This is a genomic window from Mucilaginibacter hurinus, from assembly GCF_003324525.1.
In the GTDB taxonomy this organism is placed as follows: Bacteria; Bacteroidota; Bacteroidia; order Sphingobacteriales; family Sphingobacteriaceae; genus Mucilaginibacter; species Mucilaginibacter hurinus.
Genome location: NZ_QGDC01000006.1, coordinates 187,345 through 209,266, shown reverse-complemented (window position 1 = coordinate 209,266; position 21,922 = coordinate 187,345). Strand labels below are relative to the sequence as shown.

The following is a 21,922-nucleotide window of genomic DNA, read 5'->3' as shown; positions in this document are numbered from 1 at the left end:
GCCTGGTAGTAACTTACTCCCAGGCCATTTTTTTACACCGCACTTTTAAAACTGTATTAGTATTTGTCCTTTTTCTACCTTATCTCCTGGTTTTATTTTTAAGCTTTTTACTGTAACATCGGCCGGAGATTTAATAATGTTCTCCATCTTCATGGCTTCAAGTACAAACAGGTTGTCCCCTTTTTTTACCTCGCTGCCCTCTTCCACAAAAACCTTTAGCACCAGCCCGGGCATTGGCGCCTTTATTTCACTAACCTTAACAGTATTAAGGTCGCTAAGCCCAAGTTTATCCAGCAAAATATCAAACTGATCTTTAGCGCTAAAATTGTAGGTGTTGCCGTTTATTTTAATTTGCGCTGTCTTAGCACTTTTATCAAAACTTACAACCTCAATAGTGTACGATTGATTATTGTTAATAACATGGTAGGTTGACTCATTGAGTCGCTTAATATCAGCGTTAATAACATTACCGTTTACAAGCAAATCATCGTTAACCTTTTCAACGGTTAAGTCCGTTGTGTTGTTTATTTTAACCTGGTACATTATCGCGTAAATATATATTGAATTAAATTAGCACCCATCTTCAGAGCTTTTAAACGTGTTTCCTGGGAGTCACCGGCATAGGTGCCATAATCCTCCCAGCCATTACCAAGATCGCTCTCGTATGAATAGAAACATACCAGCCGGTCTTTGTATATCAAACCAAACCCTTGCGCCCGCTTCCCCTCATGTTCATGCACTTTGGGTAAGCCGTTTGCAAAACCGTACTTTTGCTTGTAAATTGGATGGTTAAGAGGCAATTCTACAAACTCAAGTTCCGGGAACACATTTTTCATTTGCGGCCGTATAAATTTATCTAAACCGTAGTTATCATCAATATGCAAAAAGCCGCCGCCGGTTAAATACCTGCGCAGGTTAAGCGCTTCCTGTGCCGAAAATATTACGTTGCCATGCCCTGTCATGAAAACAAAAGGATAGTTAAATATCTGCTGACTCCCCGGCTCCACAACTTCCTCTTCAGGAGCGAAATTTGTTTTCAGGTTTTCATTGCAAAACTTTACCAGGTTTTTCAAAGCTGTACGATCGGCATACCAGTCGCCCCCGCCATTGTACTTTAATCGCGCCAATTTATAAGTTGGTGCGGTAAAGCTACTGCTTATAAGTAATACTATAAAAGCGCTTATATATAAAATCCCCAGTCGCATTACCTATTTAAAAAATTCACCTCAAAACAAGCCTCCAGGGCAGCGGTTTCTGTACGCAGCCGGCTTGTTCCTAAAGTTATGGGTTTGAAGTCACAACTCAAAGCAGCGGCAATTTCAGTTTCAGTAAAATCTCCCTCGGGGCCAATTAAAATGCAGTATTTACCGGCGGGCTGTAATACAGAACTGATATCAGCTTTTTCACCATCGGCACAGTGAGCTATAAATTTTTGTCCGTCAAAATTGCGTGCTAAAAATTTATCGTAGGGTATCGCCTCATTGAGCACCGGGTGATACGCCTTTATTGATTGCTTTACTGCAGACGTAATTATACGGTTAAGCCTGTCAACCCTCGCTTCTTTACGTTCAGATCGATGGCAGATAATAAGCGATACTTCATCGATACCTATTTCGGTAGCTTTTTCTAAAAACCATTCAAGCCGCTCAATATTTTTAGTGGGTGCTACGGCGATGTGGAGGTGATGGTTACGTTTCTGATACTCTTGCGTAACTGATATGATATCCAGTATCGTACGCTTTGGATGTGCATCTTTTATACGTGCAGCGTAAAAGCCGCCCTTACCGTCAATCAGCTGGACATTGTCACCAACGGTGAGCCTCAGCACCCGTATACAATGTTTACTCTCCTCCTCGTTCAGGAAATAGTGGGCTGACCCGGAAGCGATATCAGGCGTATAAAAAAGGTGCATAGATGCAAATTAATGCAAATCTACGGTATCCTCATCATTAAGCAGCAACTCAAGTTTAACTGCCTCTATATTCTGGTCGGATTTTTTCAGGATAGTGATGTTATACCCGTTAGCTTCTTTTTGCTCACCCACGTCGGGTATTTTGCCAAACAGATCGCCAAGCCAGCCGGAAACTGTATCGTAGTCACCATCCTCGGGCAAATCATGCGGTAAATGCTCATTAACGTCATATATCGGTGCAAGCGCATTCACAATAAACTCGCGGTCGTTCACCTTGTCAACGATAGGCTTTTCTTCGTCATACTCATCCTGAATTTCACCTACCAGTTCTTCAACGATATCTTCAAGAGTAACCATACCCGCGGTGCCGCCAAACTCATCAAGCACAATAGCAATCTGCATCCGCTTTTGCTGCAGTTCGGCCATCAGGTCATTTATTTTTTTAGTTTCGGGGATAAAGTAAGGTTTACGTATAATATCCTTTAGGTTGATATCTTCATTGCGTACCAGTAACGGCAAAATATCCTTGGCATGCACTATACCTACTATCTTGTCTATTACATCTTCATAAACAGGTATGCGCGAATAACCTTCTTCTATTATTATTTCAAGTAATTTCTGCTTATCCGTGCTTATATCAACCCCTGATATCTTGGTACGGGGAACCATTATATTTTTTACTACACGTTCATTAAATTCAAATACATTCTGTATCAGTTCGTGTTCGTTTGAATCAAGCGCTCCGCTTTCCTTACCCTGCTCAAGCAGATATTGTAACTCCTCTGAACTGTGATGAGATTCGCCATGCAAACTCACAATTCCGAAGGTACGCAACAGAAAATTGGCGAAACCGTTAAGTATCCATATAAAGGGCCGGAATATGACAAAAAATACTTTCATCGGTACCGACACAGCCATAACCGTTTTTATAGATTTTTGAATGGCAATGGATTTTGGTGCCAGCTCGCCAAAAACAATGTGCAGTATGGTGATAATGGCAAACGCCGTGATATGGCTCGCTGTTACAACCCAGCTTTCGGTTATTACCACACCAAAGGCGGCGAAAGTTTTTAACATTATCGCCGTCATTACTGACTCACCCGCCCAGCCTAAACCCAGCGATGCAAGCGTAATACCCAACTGCGTTGCGGCCAGGTAGCCATCAAGGTTGTGCATAATACCCCTTGCTACTTTAGCGGTTTGGCTTCCGGCTTTGGCTTTAATTTCAATTTGGGAGCCACGCACCCTTACCATGGCAAATTCTGCTGCAACGAAAAATCCGTTAAGCAACACCAGGAAAAAAGTAAAGAAAATTTGAAAACCGCTTATGTGTATCTCGGGGTCCATGTATTATTTATTGGTAAACAGGAAAGGTAGTTTGGTAAAGCTCAAGTGCCTCCGCAATTACCTTGTGCGCGTAACGTACGCCGAGCAAATGCTCAATGGTAACGTTTTTATCTTCCAGCTTTTTGTAATCCTGGAAAAAGCGAACAATCTCTTTCATGGCATGCGGTGGCAGTTCATTTAAGTCATTAATATAGTTCACCGACATATCATTTTTAGCCACAGCTATAATTTTATCATCCTGCTCGCCATTATCAACCATGTGCATCACGCCAATAACTTTAGCCTCGATAATTGACATCGGGAAAACATCCACCGAGCACAGCACTAAAATATCTAACGGGTCTTTATCATCGCAATAAGTTTGCGGAATAAAGCCATAATTGGCCGGGTACATTACCGACGAAAAAAGCACGCGGTCAAGCTTCAAAAAGCCTGATTCTTTATCAATTTCGTATTTTGCTTTTGAACCTTTAGGTATTTCAATGATTGCGTTAACGGTTTCAGGAAGATTAGCGCCGGGCGAAACCTGGTGCCATGGATGCTGTGTACTCATTTATTATTCTATATTTTGATTGTCTGTTTCAGTTTCATTAACGGTTTTACCATCAATTAGTTTCTTTTTTACGTAAGCAAATATCAACGGCACACTTGTTAAAACTACAAACGCCAGTATGATATATTGCAGGTAGTCCTCAATCTGCGGAAAACTCCTGCCAAGGAAGTATCCAGACAGCGTTAACGTACACACCCACAATACGCTGCCTAATATGTTGTATAGTGTAAACTTTTTCAAATCTACCCTTACCACCCCGGCAAAGATAGGAGCAAAAGTCCTGATTATCGGAAAAAATCTGCCTAAAACCAGCGCCATTCCGCCGTATTTAGCATAAAACTCTTCGGCAAGCACCACATAGCGCTTCTTAAAAAAAAATGAGTCATTTCTTTTGAACAAAATAGGCCCTGTTCGGTGACCAAACCAATACCCTGCATAGTTGCCCAAAACGCCTGCAATCATCAATGAGAACACCAGGGTAGCGATATCAACATGTAGTTTGCCGGCGGCACAAAAAAGGCCCGCCATAAACAATAGGTAATCGCCAGGAAGGAAGAAACCGAAAAACAAACCCGTTTCAGCGAACACCACCAAAAGCAAAACATAAAATCCCAGGCCAACTATGGTCTCGGCGTCAGTTAAATTTTGCAGGTATTCCCAAAAATTTTCCATCAAGATATGCTGTAAAACTACAAATATTTATGTGATTGCAGTTATAACCGCAAGGTTATTAAATGAGGTTTGATATAAATGCCGGATATATTCCGATAATTATAGTGGCTAACGCCGCTGCGCCCAGCACAAAACTGTAATAACCCGGCACAACCAGTTCATTACGATCGGCGGTGCGGAAGTACATGGCTATAATAACCCTGAAATAGTAAAAAATGCTGATGATGGCATTTACCACGGCTATTATAACCAGCCATATATGATACTGCGACAGGGCACCTGAGAACATGAAAAATTTGCCTATAAACCCCGCCGTTAAGGGTATACCTGCCAGCGAAAGCATAGCAATTGTTAAAGTAAATGCCAGGAAAGGATTTTTAGCCGCTAAACCATTAAAACTATCAAAACTGTCACTGCCGGTATGTTGCTGCACCAGTATAAGTGCGCCGAAGGCGATGATTGAAGCCACTGAGTAAGCTGACGTATACATAAATACTGAATTGGCAGATGCGGCACCCAATGCTACTATTGCAAATAATAAATACCCCGCGTGTGAAATGCTCGAAAAGGCCAGCATGCGTTTAAAGCTTTGCTGATAAACAGCGGTAATGTTACCTATAAATAAGGTGAGTATGGTGATAACCAGCAATACCGGCATCCAGAAATCAGACAGTGTAGCAAAGCTGGCTGAGAACAGTCTTAAAAATGCAGCAAAACCGGCAGTTTTAACTACCGTTGACATGAATGTGGTGATAAGCGTTGGAGAACCCTCATACACGTCTGGTGTCCAAAAGTGAAAAGGAGCCGCGCCTACCTTAAAGCACATCCCCACGATAATTAACAAAAGGCCTGTATGGAAAAGCGGATCTACATTGCGGGGGTTGGTGATAACCCAATCACGTATCGCCTCCAAATTAAATGATCCCGCAGCGCCGTAAATAAGCGTAATACCAAATAACAGGAAACCTGTTGAAAAAGCGCCCATCAGGAAATACTTTAACGCTGCCTCATTAGAAGCGAAATCGTTTTTACGGATACCGGCTAATATGTACAGGCTTACAGACATGATCTCGAGCCCAATAAAAAGCATAACCATGTTGTAAAATGACACCATCACCACTATACCGGCTAATGCAAACAGCATAATAGCGTAATACTCCGCAACGTTACTACTGATCTTTTCAAAAAATCCTTTAGAAAGCAGTACAATAAGCGCAGTAGATATTATTGTTACTGCAGAGAATGCTATTGAGAAATTATCGAACAGCATCATTCCTGAAAATATTGGCTGAGCGCCGCTATTCCATTCAGCCAGGGCAAAACCTAGTGCTACCAGTAAACCTGCTACTGTAACCGGCAACAAAGCGCTTTTTGCCTTGTACAATCCAAGATATAGGATGAGGATGGGCAGGATGGATAGTATTATTAAGGTGATCATACTGTACTATAAAACTTATCAATATTAACTTTCAGGTTACCTGATGCTTTTTCCAAGTGCTTCAATGTATTTGGTATCCATTACATTCTTCCAATTGTTTACGGCTGCTTCAGATATATGCAGTATTGGCTGCGGATAAACGCCTATAATTATAACCAGCGCGCAAATGATACCAAGCACCACCTTCTCGCTGCCACGCAGATCGGTGAAAGTGGCGGTTAAAGCATTAGTTTCGCCCTGCATGGTGTTTTTATACATCCTAAGCATATACACTGCACCAAAAATTATGGTTAAACCGGCTACAGCCGCTAACCATATGCTATAATTATAGACACTTTTAAGCAGCAAGAACTCGCCGATAAAGCCATTTGTTAGCGGCAAAGCCACGGTACCAAGCAATATGATTAAAAACGCGATGGAAAACAGGGGAGCTACTTTAGCGATCCCGCCTAAATTGGCGATTTCCCGGGTTTGCAATCGCCGGCTGATAATATCCCATATAAAGAAAAGCCCTACTACGTTTATGCCATGGTTAAGCATCTGTATCATGGCACCTTGTATTCCCTCTACCGAAAATGAAAATATACCTGCCGCTATTAAGCCCACGTGTGCGATAGACGAGTAAGCTATCAGGCGCTTGCCATCTTTTTGATTAAAGGCTATTAGCGAAGCATATACTATACCAATAACAGCTAAGATTATCACAACGCTTTGCCAGGTAAAGCCGCCTAAGTAACTTTGCTGCACACCTATAAATCCAAGCGGCGCATTGGGCAGCAACCAGCGAATTACCCCGTATATACCCATTTTAAGCATAATGCCTGATAACATCATGGTGCCTGCAGAAGGCGCTTCGGTATATGTATCCGGCTGCCAGGTGTGGAACGGAAATACCGGCATTTTTATAGCGAAAGCAATAAAGAAAGCCCAAAACAACCATGATTGTTGGCCAACAGACAGGTTGAGGTTTGTAAACTGCGCCAGGTCGTACGTTTTGGCTGGGTTTTGCAAATAGAGATAAATAATGCCTACCAGCATAAACAATGAACCCGCAAACGTGTAAATAAAGAATTTGATATTAACCTTTATACGGTTTTCGCCGCCCCATAGCGCGCAAATAAAATAAATTGGTATCAGCGCTGCTTCCCAACCAACATAAAATAAAAATCCGTCAAGCGCGGTAAATACGGTAAGCATGCCCGCTTGCATAAACAATATCAGCGCATAAAATGCCCCCGCATTTTTATACTGATGCTGGTAAGTAGTAAGTATTATAAGCGGTACAAGGAGGGTGGTAAGCATTACCAAAACCATACTGATTCCGTCAATACCTGCACTAAAGTATATACCCATTTTTGGTAGCCACTCATACACCACACTATATTGAATTGAAGCGTCGGGTACAAAACCGGCTAAAAAAAATATCGCAATAGCCAGCTCGGCAATAGCAAAAAATAATGCCGCATGTTTAGCTGCCCCATTTTTAATAAAGGCGGTTATAATAGCTGCTGCAACCGGCAAAAAAAGTAAAATACTAACCGTCATTTTATATATTAAAGCTTATGCTTTTAATTAACTAATGTATACCCATAAACCAATACCGCTATAATACCGGCTATCATCATAAATATGTAAAACCCTACGTTTCCGGTTTGTAACAGGCGTAAACCTTTACTTGCCTCTACCGAACTTTTACCCAGCCCGTTCACCAATCCGTCAATCCCGAGTAAGTCCACCACCTTGTAAAAGAACACTGATAGCGCATCAAGAGGCTTGCGGATGATATTGTCATACAGTTCATCAATATAAAACTTGTTGTATGACAGACTTGCCGCTGCCGACCGCTCTTCGGTATCTGGTACCGGCACATGGGCATTTTTTACATATTTATTGTAAGCAAACAACAGCGCGAACAGCGCCACTCCTACCGATGTGCCCATGAGTATCCATTCGGTACTGTGCGCTACATGGTGTTCACCTAAAATTTTTGCCGAACCCGCAAATACCGGAGCTAAAAAATGCGCTAATTCATGATGGCCGCCCAACACTTCGGGCACACCCATAAAACCGCCAACTATGGATAATGCCGCCAAAACAATTAATGGAATTGTCATGGTAGCCGGCGACTCATGCAAATGGTGTTCCTGCTCATGCGTACCCCTGAATTTACCCCAAAAGGTAAGGAACATCATCCGGAACATGTAAAAAGACGTAAAGGCTGCCGCTATTATGCCTATAACGTATAGCGCGGTGCTATGCTCAAAAGCATGGGCGAGTATTTCATCCTTTGAGAAAAAGCCTGAGAAGGGCGGAATACCAGCTATTGCAATAGTACCAATCAGCATAGTCCAGAAAGTAACGGGCAGTTTCCCTTTCAAACCTCCCATTTTACGCATATCCTGTTCATTGCTCATGGCATGGATTACCGAGCCTGCGCCGAGGAATAGCAATGCCTTAAAAAACGCATGAGTTAATACATGAAAGAAGGCGCCGGTGTAAGCACCTACGCCCAGCCCTAAGAACATATAACCCAATTGCGATACCGTTGAATAGGCAAGCACCTTTTTAATATCTGTTTGTGTAAGCGCTATAAGGGCTGCTAATACCGCTGTGGCCAAACCAACAATGGCAATTACGCTGAGTGTTACAGGCGACAACGAAAACAGGATGTTTGAACGCGCTATCATGTAAATACCGGCAGTTACCATGGTAGCCGCGTGTATGAGCGCTGATACAGGTGTTGGGCCGGCCATGGCATCAGGCAGCCAGGTAAATAAGGGTATTTGTGCAGATTTACCCGTAGCGCCAACAAATAGCAGCAGGGTAATCAGTAAAAGTGTGTTATCGCCGGATGACATGCCGGCTGCCTTGCCGAAAACTTCGGCAAAGCCGATGCTGCCAAACGTTTCAAATATCAGGAAAACAGCGATAAGGAATCCAAGGTCGCCGATACGGTTCATCACAAATGCTTTTTTTGCAGCATCTGCATAATCCGGATTACTAAACCAGAAACCGATAAGCAGGTATGAGCATAAACCTACGCCTTCCCAGCCTATAAACATAATGAGGTAGTTTGAACCCATTACCAACAGCAGCATGAAAAAAACAAACAAGTTGAGGTAAGCGAAGAACTTACCGAACCCTTTATCATGATGCATGTAACCGATGGAATACAAATGAATGAGAAAGCCTATCCCTGTAATTATGAGCAGCATAATAGCGCTCAATTGATCTATCAAAAAAGCAAAAGGCACCCTTAAATTACCGGCGGCAAACCACTCAAAATAGTTAACATTTATAGGCGCCCCAGTTTGTTTGACCTGGAAAAATGCCGCGATACTTAAACCGAAGGCGGCGGCTACAAGCAAACTGCCAACAGCCCCGATAACATTTTTTGGCAGGGTATTACGGCCCAGCCCGTTAATTATAAAACCGGCTAACGGTAATAAAGGAATAAGCCAGATGTATTTATCCATTATGAACCCCTCTAAATCTCCTCTGAAGGGGAGACTTCTTTTTTTATTATATTTATTATCGCCTCACTCTTTATCCTCCCCTTCAGGGGAGGCCGCGTGGGGTTTCTACCACTTTAACCTGTTCAATACATTAATATCTATTGAGTTGGTATTGCGGTATATCATTACAATTATGGCTAAACCTACGGCTACTTCAGCAGCTGCCAGGGCCATAATAAAAAATACAAACACCTGCCCGGCTGCATCATTACGGTAAACCGAAAATGCGGTAAGTAACAGGTTAACCGAATTCAGCATCAACTCAACCGACATGAATATTACGATGGCATTACGGCGAAGCAGTACACCCATTACACCAATTGAAAATATAACCGTGCTTAATAAAATGTAATGATTAAGCGGCACCGATTGTATGGCATTAGTAAAGCTTTCCATCAGGTTGTTTTAGGTTGTTTATCTTTAGTTGCCAGCAATACCGCACCCACCATGGCTGATAGCAGCAATAGCGACGATACCTCAAAAGGCAACAAAAACTCATTGAATAATACCTTGCCCAAATTTTTAACCAACCCGAGGTTAGGATTTTGAAGTACAACCGGGTTTGAGGTTCCAAGGGTTTTAAGCGATGCTACAACCGTTACCAACAAACAGCCACCACCAAAAACTGCGGCTATTTTTACTATGGTTGATTTTACCGGCTCGCTCTCCTTGTTCAGATTCATCAGCATCAGCGTATACAGGAACAGTACCAGTATAGCACCCATGTATACAATAAAGTTTACTACTGCTAAAAATTGCGCGTTAAGTAAAATGTAATGGATCGTGAACGTAAAAAATGTTAATATAAGGTATAATATACTGTGCACGGGATTGCGTGCGCTTATCACCAAAATGGCAAAGAAAACGGACAAAAATGCTATGAAGTAAAATGTACTCATGTTTAATATTACAAATACCTTAGCCCTCCAAAAAAGAGTCGGGCAAAGGTATAAACTTCTTCTATTGATTTAAAGGCGCCTCTACTAATTTGTCCTTTCCGTATATAAAATCCTTACGCAGGTAATCTGCCGGCACAATATCACCATCCAGATAGATAGCTTCTTTTGGACATGCCTCCTCGCATAAACCGCAAAAAATGCAACGGAGCATGTTTATCTCATAAACGGCTGCGTACTTCTCTTCACGGTACAGGTGCTCCTCGCCTTTCTGACGCTCACCCGCCGTCATGGTAATAGCCTCCGCCGGACAAGACAAGGCACAAAGACCGCAGGCAGTACAACGCTCCCTTCCGTCCTCATCACGCTTAAGCGAATGCATCCCTCTGAAATTTTCACTAAATTCTCGCTTCTCTTCGGGATATTTTACCGTAACCGGCTTTCTAAAAAAGTGCTTGATGGTAATTGACAAGCCCTCCACAATGGCGGGCAGGTAGGCACGCTCCCAAATATTGAGCGGCTTTACTTCAAGCACCTTTTTTTTATTACTTAATGATTCCATTTATATTGAGATCAAGCATTATTCAAAAAATTGTTTACCACACCGCTAATTACAATGTTAGCTATAGCCAATGGTATAAGTACCTTCCAGCCCATATTCATCAACTGGTCATAACGGAAACGCGGAATAGTCCAGCGTATCCACATGAAAAAGAAAATGAATGCAAATATTTTGGCAAACAGCACCACTACACCTATAATGGTTATCCAGTTCTGCGAAAGCCCCAGATCATCCATAAACGGAAAATTATAACCGCCAAAGTATAGCGTAGCCATTACCGCTGATGAGATAAACATATTGATATATTCCGCAAACAGGTAAAATCCAAGTTTCATTGAGGAATATTCTGTATGGTATCCGCCAACCAATTCAGTTTCGCACTCGGGCAGGTCAAACGGTGTACGGTTGGTTTCGGCAAATGCACAAACCAAAAATATTAAAAAGCCTAAGGGCTGATAAAATACATTCCAGTGAAAGCCGTGCTGCTGCTCAGCTATTTCGCGCAGGCTTAGCGTTCCGGTTACAAGCAGCAAGGCAATGATAGAAAGCCCCATTGAAATTTCATAGCTGATATTTTGGGATGCCGCACGGATGGCGCCCAGCAACGAATATTTGTTATTTGATGCCCACCCGCCTATCATGATGCCATAAACTCCTAACGATACCACGCCAAATATGTACAGTATGCCTACATTGATATCTGTAACCTGGAGGTCGATAACTGTAGAACCTATGGTAAGCTGCTGGCCCCACGGAATAACGGCCGATGCAATACAGGCGGTTAAAATAGCTAATGACGGACCAACGATAAATAGCAAGCCACTGGCGTTCGCCGGTATTATCTCTTCTTTCAAAAACATCTTGGCGCCATCAGCCAAAGGCTGCAGCATACCAAAAGGGCCGGCACGGTTTGGACCAACCCTATCCTGAAAAAATGCGGCTATTTTACGCTCAGCGTACGTAGAGTACATGGCCACTACCAGGCTGATAGCAAAAATAACAACGATTAATATGCACTTAATGATAATCTCTGTTGCTTCCATTTATAAGCGTGTTTCGCGTTCGAATTGTTCCTTATTAGCTTCCTGCAGCACCGGGTTGGTTTTGACTACCGGTAGGGGCCTTAATGTGTCGTAATGGTTGGCACTGATAACCGACGAATGCGATACTTTCCGGGGGCCTTCGATAACCCAGTCGGCTGTCTTCTTTGTATCAAAACGGCAAGTATTGCATATAAAATCTTCTACTTCGCCGTAGGCATCTTTGCGGCCTGTTACCCGTATTACGTCTTCTCCCTTGTACCACAGCGTTACTTTACCACAGCACTTATCACAATTGCGGTGGGCCTCAACCGGCTTGGTAAACCAAACACGCTGTTTAAAACGGAAGGTTTTGTCAGTTAAAGCGCCTACAGGGCATACATCTATTACGTTACCTGAAAAATCATTGTCAACCGCTTTCTCAATATAAGTTGATATTTCTGAATGGTCGCCACGGTTTAATATACCATGCAAGCGGGTATTGGTTATCTGGTCGGCAGTAAATACGCAACGGTAACACAGGATACAGCGCGTCATGTGCAATTGTATCTTATCGCCAATATCAATTTTTTCAAAAGTGCGTCGGTCAAACTCATAACGTGTTTTTGCCGCGCCATGCTCGTAGCCCAAATCCTGCAGGTGGCATTCGCCGGCCTGGTCGCACACCGGACAATCCAGCGGGTGATTTATCAGTAACATCTCCACCACACCTTTACGCGCCTCAATAACTTCAGGCGAGGTAATATTTTGCACCTCCATGCCATCCATTACCGTTGTGCGGCATGACGCTACCAGCTTAGGCATAGGGCGGGGATCTTTTTCAGAGCCCTTGCTCACCTTAACCAGGCAGGTACGACATTTACCGCCACTACCTTCCAGTTTTGAGTAATAGCACATTGCAGGCGGCACAATGTCGCCACCTATTTGCCTTGCAGCATTGAGGATGGTTGTACCGGGTTCTACTTCAACGGAAATACCGTCTATTGTTACTTTCATCTATTAAGTCAAAATTAAAAATTCAAAAGTCAAAAATCACTTTTGAAGACTAATGATAATTGAGGCGATAATCTTTGATATTTCATCTGCCTCATTTATCAAATCTTTTATTTTATCCTTGTCAACAGCAATAGTGTCCCTAATCAAACAGAGCCAATATTTGTTTCATTTGAAGATTTTAAGGCTATCGTATAAAAATTTCTAAAATCTTTTAACGAACTACCTGATTTACCCTCTACTATGTTTGCTCCTATAGAAGTTGCACTTCTTAAAAGCTGATCAAAAATTGAAAAGTAAATTCTTTCGTATTTAGCAGTTGAAACAAATAACACTATCTCTTTTGAGAACTGGTAACATCGATGCTTGATGTCATATGGTTTTTCGCTCAACGCTTCTTTTTCGAATTTTGACTTTTTAATTTTGAATTATTTATATCACACTGTTTCCAGCTCCGGTAATGGGTCTGCATAACCAGCCAAACCGTAATTTCTTGTTGTTGCTTCAGCAGCGTTGGTTACGTGCCATTCAAACTCGTCCCTAAAGTGGCGTATTGCACTGGCTACCGGCCAGGCTGCCGCGTCACCCAGCGGGCAAATGGTGTTACCTTCAATCTTTTTCGATACATCAACCAACAGGTCCATATCCGCCATTTTGCCGTGGCCATACTCTAAGCGATGTAACACTTTTTCCATCCAGCCTGTACCTTCACGGCACGGCGAACATTGTCCGCAGCTTTCATGATGGTAAAAACGGGCGAAGTTCCAGGTGTTGCGCACAATACACTGATCCTCGTCATAAGCAATAAAGCCTCCTGATCCCAGCATAGTACCGGTAGCAAAACCACCATCGCTCAGTGATTCATAGCTCATCAGCCGTGCTTCGTTGTTCACTGTCTTTAGTATAAGGTTGGCAGGCAAAATAGGCACTGATGATCCGCCGGCAACAACCGCTTTTAAACGTTTGCCATTTGCAATACCCCCGCAATACTCGTCGCTGTATATAAATTCTTCTACAGGAAGGCCTAAATCAATTTCATAAACGCCGGGTTTCACCAGGTTACCTGACGCTGATATCAGCTTGGTACCGGTACTGCGGCCGATGCCTAATTTAGCATATTCGTCACCACCTTCGTTAATAATAGGCACTACCGCGGCTATTGATTCTACGTTATTAACCACTGTCGGGCAGCCATACAAACCCGCTATAGCCGGAAACGGCGGCTTAATACGCGGATTACCACGCTTGCCTTCCAAAGATTCCAACAAAGCGGTTTCTTCACCGCAGATGTATGCACCACCGCCCGGCTGCACATATAACTCAAGGTCGTAACCGGTGCCCAATATGTTTTTACCAAGCCAGCCTGCAGCTTTGGCTTCGGCTATCGCCTTTTCAAGTATGCGTATCTGCGGCATCATTTCGCCGCGCACATAAATGTACGATACCTTAGCGCCCAAAGCAAAGCTCGACACGATCATCCCCTCAATTAACAAGTGAGGAATATAGGTCATCAGATAACGGTCTTTAAAAGTACCGGGCTCTGATTCGTCGGCGTTGCAAACAAGGTAACGCGGTACCCCCTCGGGCTTAGCTAAAAAACCCCATTTCATCCCGGTAGGGAAACCCGCACCGCCACGACCGCGAAGACCCGACTTTTTAACTTCTTCCACCACTTCATCCGGTGTTAAAGTTTTCAGGGCTTTTTCAACAGCGGTATAACCACCTTTTTGGCGGTATACTTCCAGCGTGTTGATGCCGGGTACATTGATATGTTGTAATAATAATTTGCGTCCCATTATATCAATATATTTTGCCTGTTAACCTGTAATACACCACATGTTGCCACACGCGCATGCCTACGGCCATAACAATAATCAATACCTTTAACCAAATCGGCAATCCGGGAACATTGCCAGGCACAAGCAGCAATGTTATCATCAAAGCATATAATATATCCCGAAATATCATTGATGTCCTGGTCATTATATTTTAGCTTTTAAATCATTTATCAATTTATCAACCGATTCAGTTGTTAAATTTTCATAAAATGTATACTCGGGGCCAATTTGCAACACCGGCGCATACCCGCAGGCAGCTAAACATTCAACCCCACGCCAACTAAATAAACCATCGGGAGTAACTTCGCCTTCCTTAACACCAAGCGTTTGCTCAATATGGTCCATTATTTTTTCGGCCCCGACTGTACAGCATGGTCCGGTGCGGCAAACTTCCAGCATATATTTACCCTGCGGACGTAAGAAATACATGGTGTAAAACGTGGCTACCTCGTAAACTTCTATAGGCAATATCTGCAGGTAATCGGCCACCTTATCCATAGCGGCTGCACTTAACCAACCCAATTCTGCCTGCACCGCATGCAGTATAGGCAGCAACGCCGACTTTTGCTTTCCCTCGGGATAGCGGCTTCGTATATCATCAAAAGTAGCAAGCAAGGCTGCTGAAAACTCTACAGGAGTTTGTGTGGTTTCAACTTTAAGCATCTAACTCTCCTGCTATAACATTTAAACTGCTCATGTTTATTATCGCGTCACTCAGCAGCATGCCCTGGCTCATTGGGGCATACATTTGGTAATTTATAAAGCTTGGCCTGCGGAAATGCAATCTGTATGGCGAACGCCCGCCATCGGTAACCATGTAAAATCCGAGTTCACCGTTGGCACCTTCTACTGCATGATACAACTCAGTTGGCAGCACAGGAACCTCACCCATCACAATTTTAAAGTGATATATAAGCGCCTCCATATTATTGTAAACTTCTTCTTTAGGAGGCAGGAAAAACTCGGGCACTTCTGCATGGAAAATATCCGAGGGCTCATTTTCTATCTTTTTCAAAGCCTGCTCAATAATGCGCACGCTTTGCTTCATTTCTTCGTTACGTACTAAAAAGCGGCTGTAAACGTCGCCGTTATCGCCCACGGGTATCTCAAAATCAAAATCTTCGTAAGATGAATAAGGCTCCATGGCCCGTACATCATAGTCAACACCGGTGGCACGCAATATCGGACCTGTCCAGCTATAGCTTAATGCCGTTTCGGCAGTTACAGCGGCAACGCCGCGCGTGCGGTCAACAAATATCCGGTTACGGTTAAACAGGCTTTCAAATTCCTTAAGCACCTTAGGGTAATCTCTAACGAACTTGCGGATTTTGTCAAACGCTATAGTGTTGAAATTTCGTTCAAACCCGCCTATCCTGCCGATGTTGGTTGTAAGACGTGAACCGCATATCTCTTCATAAATCTCATAAACATGCTCGCGCCATTGCATCATGTAGGTAAAGCCGGTTAGCGCCCCCGTGTCAACGCCTAAAATGGCATTGCATACTATGTGATCTGTTATCCGCGCAAGTTCCATCACAATAACGCGCAAATAATCTACGCGCTTAGGCATTTGTATACCCGCCAGTTTTTCAACTGTCATGTGCCAGCCCATATTGTTTATAGGCGACGAGCAATAATTTAACCGGTCGGTAAGAGGCGTTATCTGGTAAAAAGGCCTGTGCTCGGCAATCTTCTCGAAAGCACGGTGTATGTAGCCAATGGTTGATACGCCGCTAACAATACGCTCACCATCCATTTGAAGCACGTTTTGAAAAACGCCGTGCGTTGCCGGGTGAGTAGGCCCCAGGTTAAGGGTAGACTGTTCGATCTGCGGATCATTATCAAAATATACCGGGTGGTTCTGCATATCCTATCTTCCGAAATAAAAATCTTTTTTATCTACACGGTTTGGATCCTCAAGCGGGTATTCTTTCCGCATCGGGAAAACCGTCATGTCGTCAACATTCAAAATCCTGCGCAGGTCTGGGTGCCCGTCAAACACGATACCAAAAAAGTCGTAAGTTTCACGTTCCATCCAGTTTGCGCCATCCCATAATACAGTAGCGGTAGGGATATTGATATCGCCCTCGTGCATAAACACCTTCACGCGTATGCGTGTATTATTCACAAGGCTATGTACGTGATAAATCACTCCTACAGGCTTTTCCTGCCCGGGATAGTGAATACCGGTAATATCTGTAAGGAAAATAAATTGCAGCGCAGCATCAGTTTTCAGAAACGTCAAAAGGTCTATTATCTGCTCCCTGCCGGTTTCAAGGGTCAACAACCCGAAGGGCTCGCCGGTTAAAAATACCTGCTCCCCAAATTTTGAATGTATCTTACTTAAAAGTTCTTCGTTGGTTATTTTACCCATTATTGTATTCCGTATGAAGCTAACAGCTTTTGATATTGCGGCTCATTCCGCCGACGTAAGCTCTCTGTTCTGACGAGTTTTTGAATATTCATAAATCCATCGATTATCGCTTCGGGGCGGGGCGGACAACCCGGCACATAAACATCAACCGGTATAACCTCGTCAATTCCCTGCAATACCGAATAAGTATCAAAAATCCCTCCACTTGATGCACAGGCTCCTACCGCCATTACCCAGCGTGGCTCGGCCATTTGCAAATAGACTTGCCGAAGCACAGGAGCCATTTTTTTTGATATGGTACCCATTACCATTAGCAAGTCAGCCTGGCGGGGCGAAAAACTCAATCGCTCGGCGCCAAAACGGGAAAGATCATAGTGCGAACCCATAGTTGCCATAAACTCAATTCCGCAACATGACGTAGCGAACGGCAGAGGCCACAATGAATGCGAGCGCGCCAATCCTATCGCCTTATCCAGCGAGGTTGCAAAAAACCCCGCACCTTCCACACCCGGAGGGGCATCAACTATTTGAATATCACTCATGAATTATCAAACTAAAACCTTCTCCAAAAATTATTTTGAAAGCACAAAATTACAAAAAAAATAGCTTTTAACTATATTGAGAGAGTGGTGAAGGGGGTATTTAGAATCAATCTAAACTCAATCCCACTCAAGGGCTTTTTTCTTGATAATGTAGATAAAACCAAGCAGCAGTGTACCCATAAAAATAAACATTTCAATCATCCCGGTATTACCCAGATCTTTGAAATTTACAGCCCATGGATACATAAATATTACCTCGACATCAAAAAGCACAAAGAGTATAGCTACCAGGAAATATTTAATAGAGATAGGTGTGCGCGCATTACCAATAACTTCAATACCCGATTCAAACGGTGTAAGTTTGTCTGCAGTCACCCTTTTCGGACCAATTTTGTGCGTAACAAACATCGTTGTAAATACAAAACCAAGGGCCACTATCATTTGGAAAATGATAGGCAAAAAATTAACCGGTAAACTTGTTGCTTCCACGGTGCAAATATAGCAATGTACGGCCAAAAAAAAAGGCCTCATAAAAATGAAGCCTTTCTGTATCGGTAAGGTAATTATTTACCGGAGCCGCCCTTTTTTTGGAAATAGCGTAATGCTGTTTTATTAGTAGGATCATACTCCCTGGCTTTGCCATAGTTCTCTGCAGCCTTGGCATCATCTTTTTCCTTAAACTCATATATGGTACCCAAGTATGCGTAAGCTTCTGCCAAACCTTTTTTATCAGCCTCAGCAACCGGTTGTTTAGCCGTAGTTAACTGTATGTACTGTTCATAAAACGGACGGGCGTAGCCTTCTATGTTATTACGGTCTTTCTCTTTATACTCATTTACGCGTGCCTGGTACAGCGCAACTGTAGCAATCGGCGCGCTGGCTTTTTGCTGAATGTAGCTAAAAGCCGAATCAGCTTTAGTTAACAACGCATCGTCAGGAGTTGGCTTTGGCGTTTCAGTACTAAACAATTGCCCCTGATAACCAAAGTAATAGCTACGGCCCATTGCCAGATAATCATTCAACGTAACCTTTTTTGACTTGGTTATGTAATCTGAATAAGCATCACCTGCCTCAATATAATTTTTTGAACTGTATAAAGCTCCGGCTATATCTTTGTAAAGATCAACTTGAGTTGTATCAAGAGTGATAGCTTTTTTTAGGGAATTTATGCCGGCTGTATCTGCGCCGGTGCCTATTTGGGCCCGTCCTAAATAAATGTAGTCACGCGGGATAATACGCTTTTCGCCTGCTTCTGCTAAAAATTTAGTCATAGCCGGCAAAGCTGTCGCATAATCCTTATTCTCAACCGCAGAATATGCGAGGTATCTATGTACTTTCAGGTTTGTTCCGGCTACTTTTGATAACTCGGTAACCTCAGTTTGTAAAGTTTTAAAGTCACCAGCCAGCAGCAAAAAGTCAGCATACTGTATACGCGATTCTATCGAGCGATCGGTTAAGCTTAAGTATTGCTTGTATTTTTCGGTACCTTCTTTAATTTTTGCCGAAGCCATCTTGGGGTCGTTAAACGCCCAACGTAAATCAGTTTCAGCCCACGCCCTATAAGCGGGCCCATAGTTAGGATTTACTGCCAGAGCAGCTTTAAATTCCTCTTCAGATTTTTCAAAGTTGTTAGCAAACTTCCATAATATGCCTTTAGCTACAATAGCCGAAGTCATTTTAGGGTCGATAGCTAACGCTTCGTTGTAGTTGGCTAACGCGTCGCTGCTTTTTATTGCCAGGCGGTTGGCTTCGCCCAGCGTCACCAATAATTCGGGATCCCTTGGGTTCACGGCTTTACCCTTACTTAAAACGTCAATAGCCGCTTTTGAATCAGCCGGCTCAAGCAAATAAGCTTTACCAATATAGGTATACGGCTTGCTATCTTTACCAGCTAAAGTAATTGCCTGGTTAAAGTTTGATGTAACTGCTGCGCTGTTTTTATCCAGTCGTGCCACTGCACCAAGGCCGGCATAATTTATTGCTGACTTTGAATTTTTTGCAATTCCCTGCGTAAAAGCGTTTTTTGCAGAGTCGGCATAATCCTGTAATATATATACCCAACCCAGGTAAAAGTAATTTTCGTCTTTATCGGCTTGTGTTACAGTCAGATTTTTTAGCATCGATTTCGCTTTTTGATACTGTTCAGCATCAATGGCTTTCTTTGCATCGTCTAAACTTTGCGAAAACGCTGCTGAACCTGCAAAAATCAATGGTAACGCTGCTGCTGCAATCTTACTCATGTTTTTCATCTATATAAATTTTAGTTTTATTCCTGTTTAATACTTATTTCCCGTCGCGGGATTGAGTCAGGCAATAAGCCCGACTTTAAAATTATTCTTTGCCCCCTATCGCTTGCCAAAAACGATGCAAAACCTGTGCCTAATGCAATTTTGCCTGAACTATTCACTATATACAACGACCTGTTCAGCGGGTACTGATGTAAGACAAGCGAAGTTTGCGATGGTTTAAAATATTCGCCCGCGAACTGTTTGCTATCTTCGTCCTTAACCGCTACTATTTGTACCCTATTCGCATAAGCAGCGTAATCTTCATCAGGGTCGTTCAACCACGAAAAACCCACAATACCTATAGCATCGCTATGTTCACTTACATATTTAATAACCTCTTTGTTTGACTTGAGGGCGTAAATATTTTTTTGTTTAAGATCGACGTTACCTGCCAACTCTTTTAAATACCGCACCAAACTTGAGTTAGGATTATCAAAAACGATATTTTTATCTGTTTTAGTCTTTCCTGTAAGCATTTTTTTTATTTCACGCACAGTAATCAAAGTATCTGCCGAAGCGGCATTTACTATTAACGCAACCGCATCTATAGCGAACCTGTTAACTATGGGGGGCAATTTTCGGTCGTTAAGTATTTTAACTTCGTTTGCTTTAAGCTCCCTTGACATGATTGCTACGCGTATACTGTCGTTTAAAAATGAACTTAACAATTCATTCTCGGTCAGATACCGAATATCCAGCTTAGCATCAGGGAATAAGCTCTCAAATACATACTCCTCTTCTGCTACTATAGGCTCAAAAGATGCATCAGCAAGCACGGTTATCCGGCCGGCTGCAAATCCTTCCTGCAGCTCCCTAGTATTTTTCTTTTGCCCACAGCCAAAGAACAAAAATGCCAAACCTATTAAAAAAAATCTATTCAAGTCAATCATCTGATGGGTCCTTTGTTAGTAAACGGGAGAACCGTAACACCCCATAAAGTACAAAGAACGAGCCGAAAATATATCGCTGCAAATCTGACAGTGGCAGATTCATATCACGGTAAAACATTATCATAAACCCGGCAACGGTAACACTAATGAATGTGATAACCCCTAAAATGAGCAAAAATCGCCTTTTGGGCGATTTTTGATTATCATGTGAGCGAAGAGTCATGATTAATTACTCTGATGCCAGGTTAAACGCGATAGGTACAGTAAATAATACACGTACGTTACGTCCGTTTTGTACACCCGGAGTCCACCTTGGCGATTTCTTTAAAACGCGTATTGCTTCCTCATCCGTACCGCTACCTAATGAACGGAGTACTTTAATGTCAGTCAGCGATCCGTCCTTTTCAACTACAAACTGTAGAAATACACGGCCTTGCACATTATTTTCACGAGCAACGGCAGGATACCGGATGTTTTTTGACAGATAATTACCAAAGGCTGCTAATCCGCCGGGGAATGCCGGTGGTTGCTCAACCGCATTAAATATCTCGTTAGGGTCGCCTTCAATCACCTGCTTCACGTCTGCATCGCCTACAGGCTCGTCAATACGGATTTCAGCATTCGGATCACCTTTTCTGGTCTCCTGACCTGGGTCAGCTACTTCTAACTCTTTAACTGTTGGCGGCTCTTCATCTTTCACCTCATCATCCGGTTTTACTACCGGCGGCGGGAATTTTACCTGGTCAACCTTTGGTTTTGGTGGTTCAGGAACTGGTGGAGGTGGTTTTTTAGTTTGATCGACCGGTGGCGGAGGGGTAAGAATTACATCGGTAATTTTCACTTTCTCCTTCTCTTTAGGAATGATACCCTTAACGGCATTAATTATAGTAGGCAGTGCTATAACAAATACAAACAGTGATATACCTATAAGCAACGCAAACCCAGTACGTTTTGAGTTTTGCTGCCTTAGTTCATATGCACCATACGCCTTGTTACGGTCGCTGAATACTACGTCGATCCATTCCTGCTTTAATAAATCTAATCTTGATCCTAACATTTTTT

The 21,922-nt window shown here is 42.9% G+C and carries 26 protein-coding genes; all 26 read right to left on the bottom strand.

All coding sequences use genetic code 11. The features are described from left to right. Window positions 1-45 precede the first annotated feature (45 nt). The 26 genes from DJ568_RS12375 to DJ568_RS12250 all read right to left on the bottom strand — a co-directional run bounded on the left by DJ568_RS12375 (window position 46) and on the right by DJ568_RS12250 (window position 21,917). Complete coding sequence (locus DJ568_RS12375) at window positions 46-543, bottom strand: acetyl-CoA carboxylase biotin carboxyl carrier protein subunit (protein WP_114005592.1); 498 nt, start codon at window positions 541-543, stop codon at window positions 46-48. Beyond that, a complete protein-coding gene (locus tag DJ568_RS12370) occupies window positions 543-1,205 on the bottom strand; it encodes a DUF4159 domain-containing protein (RefSeq protein WP_114005591.1) in 663 nt (220 codons plus the stop codon). The genes DJ568_RS12375 and DJ568_RS12370 overlap by 1 nt, the downstream gene beginning before the upstream one ends. After that, on the bottom strand, window positions 1,205-1,912 hold the full coding sequence (locus DJ568_RS12365) for a 16S rRNA (uracil(1498)-N(3))-methyltransferase (protein WP_114005590.1): 708 nt from the start codon (window positions 1,910-1,912) through the stop codon (window positions 1,205-1,207). Before DJ568_RS12365 ends, DJ568_RS12370 begins: the two co-directional genes overlap by 1 nt. Before the next feature lie 9 nt (window positions 1,913-1,921). After that, the gene (locus DJ568_RS12360; RefSeq protein ID WP_114005589.1) at window positions 1,922-3,259 is read right to left on the bottom strand and encodes a hemolysin family protein; all 1,338 of its coding nucleotides are present in this window, start codon (window positions 3,257-3,259) and stop codon (window positions 1,922-1,924) included. A gap of 7 nt (window positions 3,260-3,266) precedes the next feature. Beyond that, on the bottom strand, window positions 3,267-3,812 hold the full coding sequence (locus DJ568_RS12355; protein ID WP_114005588.1) for an inorganic diphosphatase: 546 nt from the start codon (window positions 3,810-3,812) through the stop codon (window positions 3,267-3,269). Window positions 3,813-3,815: 3 nt separating this feature from the next. Next, window positions 3,816-4,484, bottom strand: a complete 669-nt coding sequence (locus DJ568_RS12350; RefSeq protein ID WP_114005587.1) for a DedA family protein — start codon at window positions 4,482-4,484, stop codon at window positions 3,816-3,818. Between the two features lie 58 nt (window positions 4,485-4,542). Beyond that, the gene (locus DJ568_RS12345) at window positions 4,543-5,922 is read right to left on the bottom strand and encodes an NADH-quinone oxidoreductase subunit N (RefSeq protein ID WP_114005586.1); all 1,380 of its coding nucleotides are present in this window, start codon (window positions 5,920-5,922) and stop codon (window positions 4,543-4,545) included. A gap of 36 nt (window positions 5,923-5,958) precedes the next feature. Next, on the bottom strand, window positions 5,959-7,467 hold the full coding sequence (locus tag DJ568_RS12340; RefSeq protein WP_114005585.1) for a complex I subunit 4 family protein: 1,509 nt from the start codon (window positions 7,465-7,467) through the stop codon (window positions 5,959-5,961). A 23-nt stretch (window positions 7,468-7,490) separates the two neighbouring features. Next, a complete protein-coding gene (nuoL, locus tag DJ568_RS12335) occupies window positions 7,491-9,398 on the bottom strand; it encodes an NADH-quinone oxidoreductase subunit L (RefSeq protein ID WP_114005584.1) in 1,908 nt (635 codons plus the stop codon). A gap of 105 nt (window positions 9,399-9,503) precedes the next feature. Beyond that, entirely contained in the window at window positions 9,504-9,833 is a 330-nt protein-coding gene (nuoK, locus tag DJ568_RS12330; RefSeq protein WP_114005583.1) for an NADH-quinone oxidoreductase subunit NuoK, read from the bottom strand. Next, window positions 9,833-10,336 carry an NADH-quinone oxidoreductase subunit J family protein gene (locus DJ568_RS12325; protein WP_114005582.1) on the bottom strand — a complete coding sequence of 168 codons (504 nt, stop codon included), beginning with the start codon at window positions 10,334-10,336 and terminating at the stop codon, window positions 9,833-9,835. The genes nuoK and DJ568_RS12325 overlap by 1 nt, the downstream gene beginning before the upstream one ends. Before the next feature lie 61 nt (window positions 10,337-10,397). After that, window positions 10,398-10,895, bottom strand: a complete 498-nt coding sequence (locus tag DJ568_RS12320; RefSeq protein WP_114005581.1) for a NuoI/complex I 23 kDa subunit family protein — start codon at window positions 10,893-10,895, stop codon at window positions 10,398-10,400. Window positions 10,896-10,906: 11 nt separating this feature from the next. Continuing rightward, window positions 10,907-11,938: an NADH-quinone oxidoreductase subunit NuoH gene (gene nuoH, locus DJ568_RS12315; protein WP_114005580.1), complete on the bottom strand. Its 1,032-nt coding sequence runs from the start codon at window positions 11,936-11,938 to the stop codon at window positions 10,907-10,909. Beyond that, a complete protein-coding gene (locus DJ568_RS12310) occupies window positions 11,939-12,931 on the bottom strand; it encodes a 2Fe-2S iron-sulfur cluster-binding protein (protein WP_114005579.1) in 993 nt (330 codons plus the stop codon). A 143-nt stretch (window positions 12,932-13,074) separates the two neighbouring features. After that, a complete protein-coding gene (locus DJ568_RS17640; protein ID WP_158534931.1) occupies window positions 13,075-13,320 on the bottom strand; it encodes a four helix bundle protein in 246 nt (81 codons plus the stop codon). A gap of 45 nt (window positions 13,321-13,365) precedes the next feature. Beyond that, window positions 13,366-14,724 (bottom strand): NADH-quinone oxidoreductase subunit NuoF, encoded by a 1,359-nt coding sequence (gene nuoF, locus DJ568_RS12300; protein ID WP_114005577.1) that lies wholly within the window; start codon window positions 14,722-14,724, stop codon window positions 13,366-13,368. A gap of 4 nt (window positions 14,725-14,728) precedes the next feature. Then, window positions 14,729-14,911 (bottom strand): hypothetical protein, encoded by a 183-nt coding sequence (locus DJ568_RS12295; RefSeq protein ID WP_114005576.1) that lies wholly within the window; start codon window positions 14,909-14,911, stop codon window positions 14,729-14,731. Continuing rightward, window positions 14,911-15,429, bottom strand: a complete 519-nt coding sequence (locus tag DJ568_RS12290; protein WP_114005575.1) for an NADH-quinone oxidoreductase subunit NuoE family protein — start codon at window positions 15,427-15,429, stop codon at window positions 14,911-14,913. The genes DJ568_RS12295 and DJ568_RS12290 overlap by 1 nt, the downstream gene beginning before the upstream one ends. Then, window positions 15,422-16,633: an NADH-quinone oxidoreductase subunit D gene (locus DJ568_RS12285; RefSeq protein WP_114005574.1), complete on the bottom strand. Its 1,212-nt coding sequence runs from the start codon at window positions 16,631-16,633 to the stop codon at window positions 15,422-15,424. The genes DJ568_RS12290 and DJ568_RS12285 overlap by 8 nt, the downstream gene beginning before the upstream one ends. Window positions 16,634-16,636: 3 nt before the next feature. Continuing rightward, entirely contained in the window at window positions 16,637-17,140 is a 504-nt protein-coding gene (locus DJ568_RS12280) for an NADH-quinone oxidoreductase subunit C (protein WP_114005573.1), read from the bottom strand. Further along, window positions 17,140-17,682: an NADH-quinone oxidoreductase subunit B gene (locus DJ568_RS12275; protein WP_114005572.1), complete on the bottom strand. Its 543-nt coding sequence runs from the start codon at window positions 17,680-17,682 to the stop codon at window positions 17,140-17,142. Before DJ568_RS12275 ends, DJ568_RS12280 begins: the two co-directional genes overlap by 1 nt. Before the next feature lie 117 nt (window positions 17,683-17,799). Continuing rightward, entirely contained in the window at window positions 17,800-18,171 is a 372-nt protein-coding gene (locus tag DJ568_RS12270) for an NADH-quinone oxidoreductase subunit A (protein ID WP_114005679.1), read from the bottom strand. 74 nt (window positions 18,172-18,245) lie between these two features. Then, entirely contained in the window at window positions 18,246-19,931 is a 1,686-nt protein-coding gene (locus DJ568_RS12265) for a tetratricopeptide repeat protein (RefSeq protein ID WP_114005571.1), read from the bottom strand. 17 nt (window positions 19,932-19,948) lie between these two features. After that, window positions 19,949-20,860 (bottom strand): PstS family phosphate ABC transporter substrate-binding protein, encoded by a 912-nt coding sequence (locus tag DJ568_RS12260; protein ID WP_114005570.1) that lies wholly within the window; start codon window positions 20,858-20,860, stop codon window positions 19,949-19,951. After that, window positions 20,853-21,083 carry a disulfide oxidoreductase gene (locus DJ568_RS12255; protein ID WP_114005569.1) on the bottom strand — a complete coding sequence of 77 codons (231 nt, stop codon included), beginning with the start codon at window positions 21,081-21,083 and terminating at the stop codon, window positions 20,853-20,855. Before DJ568_RS12255 ends, DJ568_RS12260 begins: the two co-directional genes overlap by 8 nt. 6 nt (window positions 21,084-21,089) lie before the next feature. After that, entirely contained in the window at window positions 21,090-21,917 is an 828-nt protein-coding gene (locus DJ568_RS12250) for an energy transducer TonB (protein ID WP_114005568.1), read from the bottom strand. Between the last annotated feature and the right edge of the window lie 5 nt (window positions 21,918-21,922).

What these genes read in the sequence shown, in the direction of transcription:
- nuoL (WP_114005584.1), bottom strand. Translation starts at nt 9,398, where the DNA reads ATGGATAAATACATCTGGCTTATTCCTTTATTACCGTTAGCCGGTTTT.
- DJ568_RS12280 (WP_114005573.1), bottom strand. Translation starts at nt 17,140, where the DNA reads ATGGGTAAAATAACCAACGAAGAACTTTTAAGTAAGATACATTCAAAA.
- DJ568_RS12360 (WP_114005589.1), bottom strand. Translation starts at nt 3,259, where the DNA reads ATGGACCCCGAGATACACATAAGCGGTTTTCAAATTTTCTTTACTTTT.
- DJ568_RS12250 (WP_114005568.1), bottom strand. Translation starts at nt 21,917, where the DNA reads ATGTTAGGATCAAGATTAGATTTATTAAAGCAGGAATGGATCGACGTA.
- DJ568_RS12255 (WP_114005569.1), bottom strand. Translation starts at nt 21,083, where the DNA reads ATGACTCTTCGCTCACATGATAATCAAAAATCGCCCAAAAGGCGATTT.
- DJ568_RS12310 (WP_114005579.1), bottom strand. Translation starts at nt 12,931, where the DNA reads ATGAAAGTAACAATAGACGGTATTTCCGTTGAAGTAGAACCCGGTACA.
- DJ568_RS12325 (WP_114005582.1), bottom strand. Translation starts at nt 10,336, where the DNA reads ATGAGTACATTTTACTTCATAGCATTTTTGTCCGTTTTCTTTGCCATT.
- DJ568_RS12345 (WP_114005586.1), bottom strand. Translation starts at nt 5,922, where the DNA reads ATGATCACCTTAATAATACTATCCATCCTGCCCATCCTCATCCTATAT.
- nuoK (WP_114005583.1), bottom strand. Translation starts at nt 9,833, where the DNA reads ATGGAAAGCTTTACTAATGCCATACAATCGGTGCCGCTTAATCATTAC.
- DJ568_RS12350 (WP_114005587.1), bottom strand. Translation starts at nt 4,484, where the DNA reads ATGGAAAATTTTTGGGAATACCTGCAAAATTTAACTGACGCCGAGACC.
- DJ568_RS12265 (WP_114005571.1), bottom strand. Translation starts at nt 19,931, where the DNA reads ATGAAAAACATGAGTAAGATTGCAGCAGCAGCGTTACCATTGATTTTT.
- DJ568_RS12295 (WP_114005576.1), bottom strand. Translation starts at nt 14,911, where the DNA reads ATGACCAGGACATCAATGATATTTCGGGATATATTATATGCTTTGATG.
- DJ568_RS12290 (WP_114005575.1), bottom strand. Translation starts at nt 15,429, where the DNA reads ATGCTTAAAGTTGAAACCACACAAACTCCTGTAGAGTTTTCAGCAGCC.
- nuoH (WP_114005580.1), bottom strand. Translation starts at nt 11,938, where the DNA reads ATGGAAGCAACAGAGATTATCATTAAGTGCATATTAATCGTTGTTATT.
- DJ568_RS12320 (WP_114005581.1), bottom strand. Translation starts at nt 10,895, where the DNA reads ATGGAATCATTAAGTAATAAAAAAAAGGTGCTTGAAGTAAAGCCGCTC.
- nuoF (WP_114005577.1), bottom strand. Translation starts at nt 14,724, where the DNA reads ATGGGACGCAAATTATTATTACAACATATCAATGTACCCGGCATCAAC.
- DJ568_RS12375 (WP_114005592.1), bottom strand. Translation starts at nt 543, where the DNA reads ATGTACCAGGTTAAAATAAACAACACAACGGACTTAACCGTTGAAAAG.
- DJ568_RS12285 (WP_114005574.1), bottom strand. Translation starts at nt 16,633, where the DNA reads ATGCAGAACCACCCGGTATATTTTGATAATGATCCGCAGATCGAACAG.
- DJ568_RS12275 (WP_114005572.1), bottom strand. Translation starts at nt 17,682, where the DNA reads ATGAGTGATATTCAAATAGTTGATGCCCCTCCGGGTGTGGAAGGTGCG.
- DJ568_RS12365 (WP_114005590.1), bottom strand. Translation starts at nt 1,912, where the DNA reads ATGCACCTTTTTTATACGCCTGATATCGCTTCCGGGTCAGCCCACTAT.
- DJ568_RS12340 (WP_114005585.1), bottom strand. Translation starts at nt 7,467, where the DNA reads ATGACGGTTAGTATTTTACTTTTTTTGCCGGTTGCAGCAGCTATTATA.
- DJ568_RS12355 (WP_114005588.1), bottom strand. Translation starts at nt 3,812, where the DNA reads ATGAGTACACAGCATCCATGGCACCAGGTTTCGCCCGGCGCTAATCTT.
- DJ568_RS12370 (WP_114005591.1), bottom strand. Translation starts at nt 1,205, where the DNA reads ATGCGACTGGGGATTTTATATATAAGCGCTTTTATAGTATTACTTATA.
- DJ568_RS12260 (WP_114005570.1), bottom strand. Translation starts at nt 20,860, where the DNA reads ATGATTGACTTGAATAGATTTTTTTTAATAGGTTTGGCATTTTTGTTC.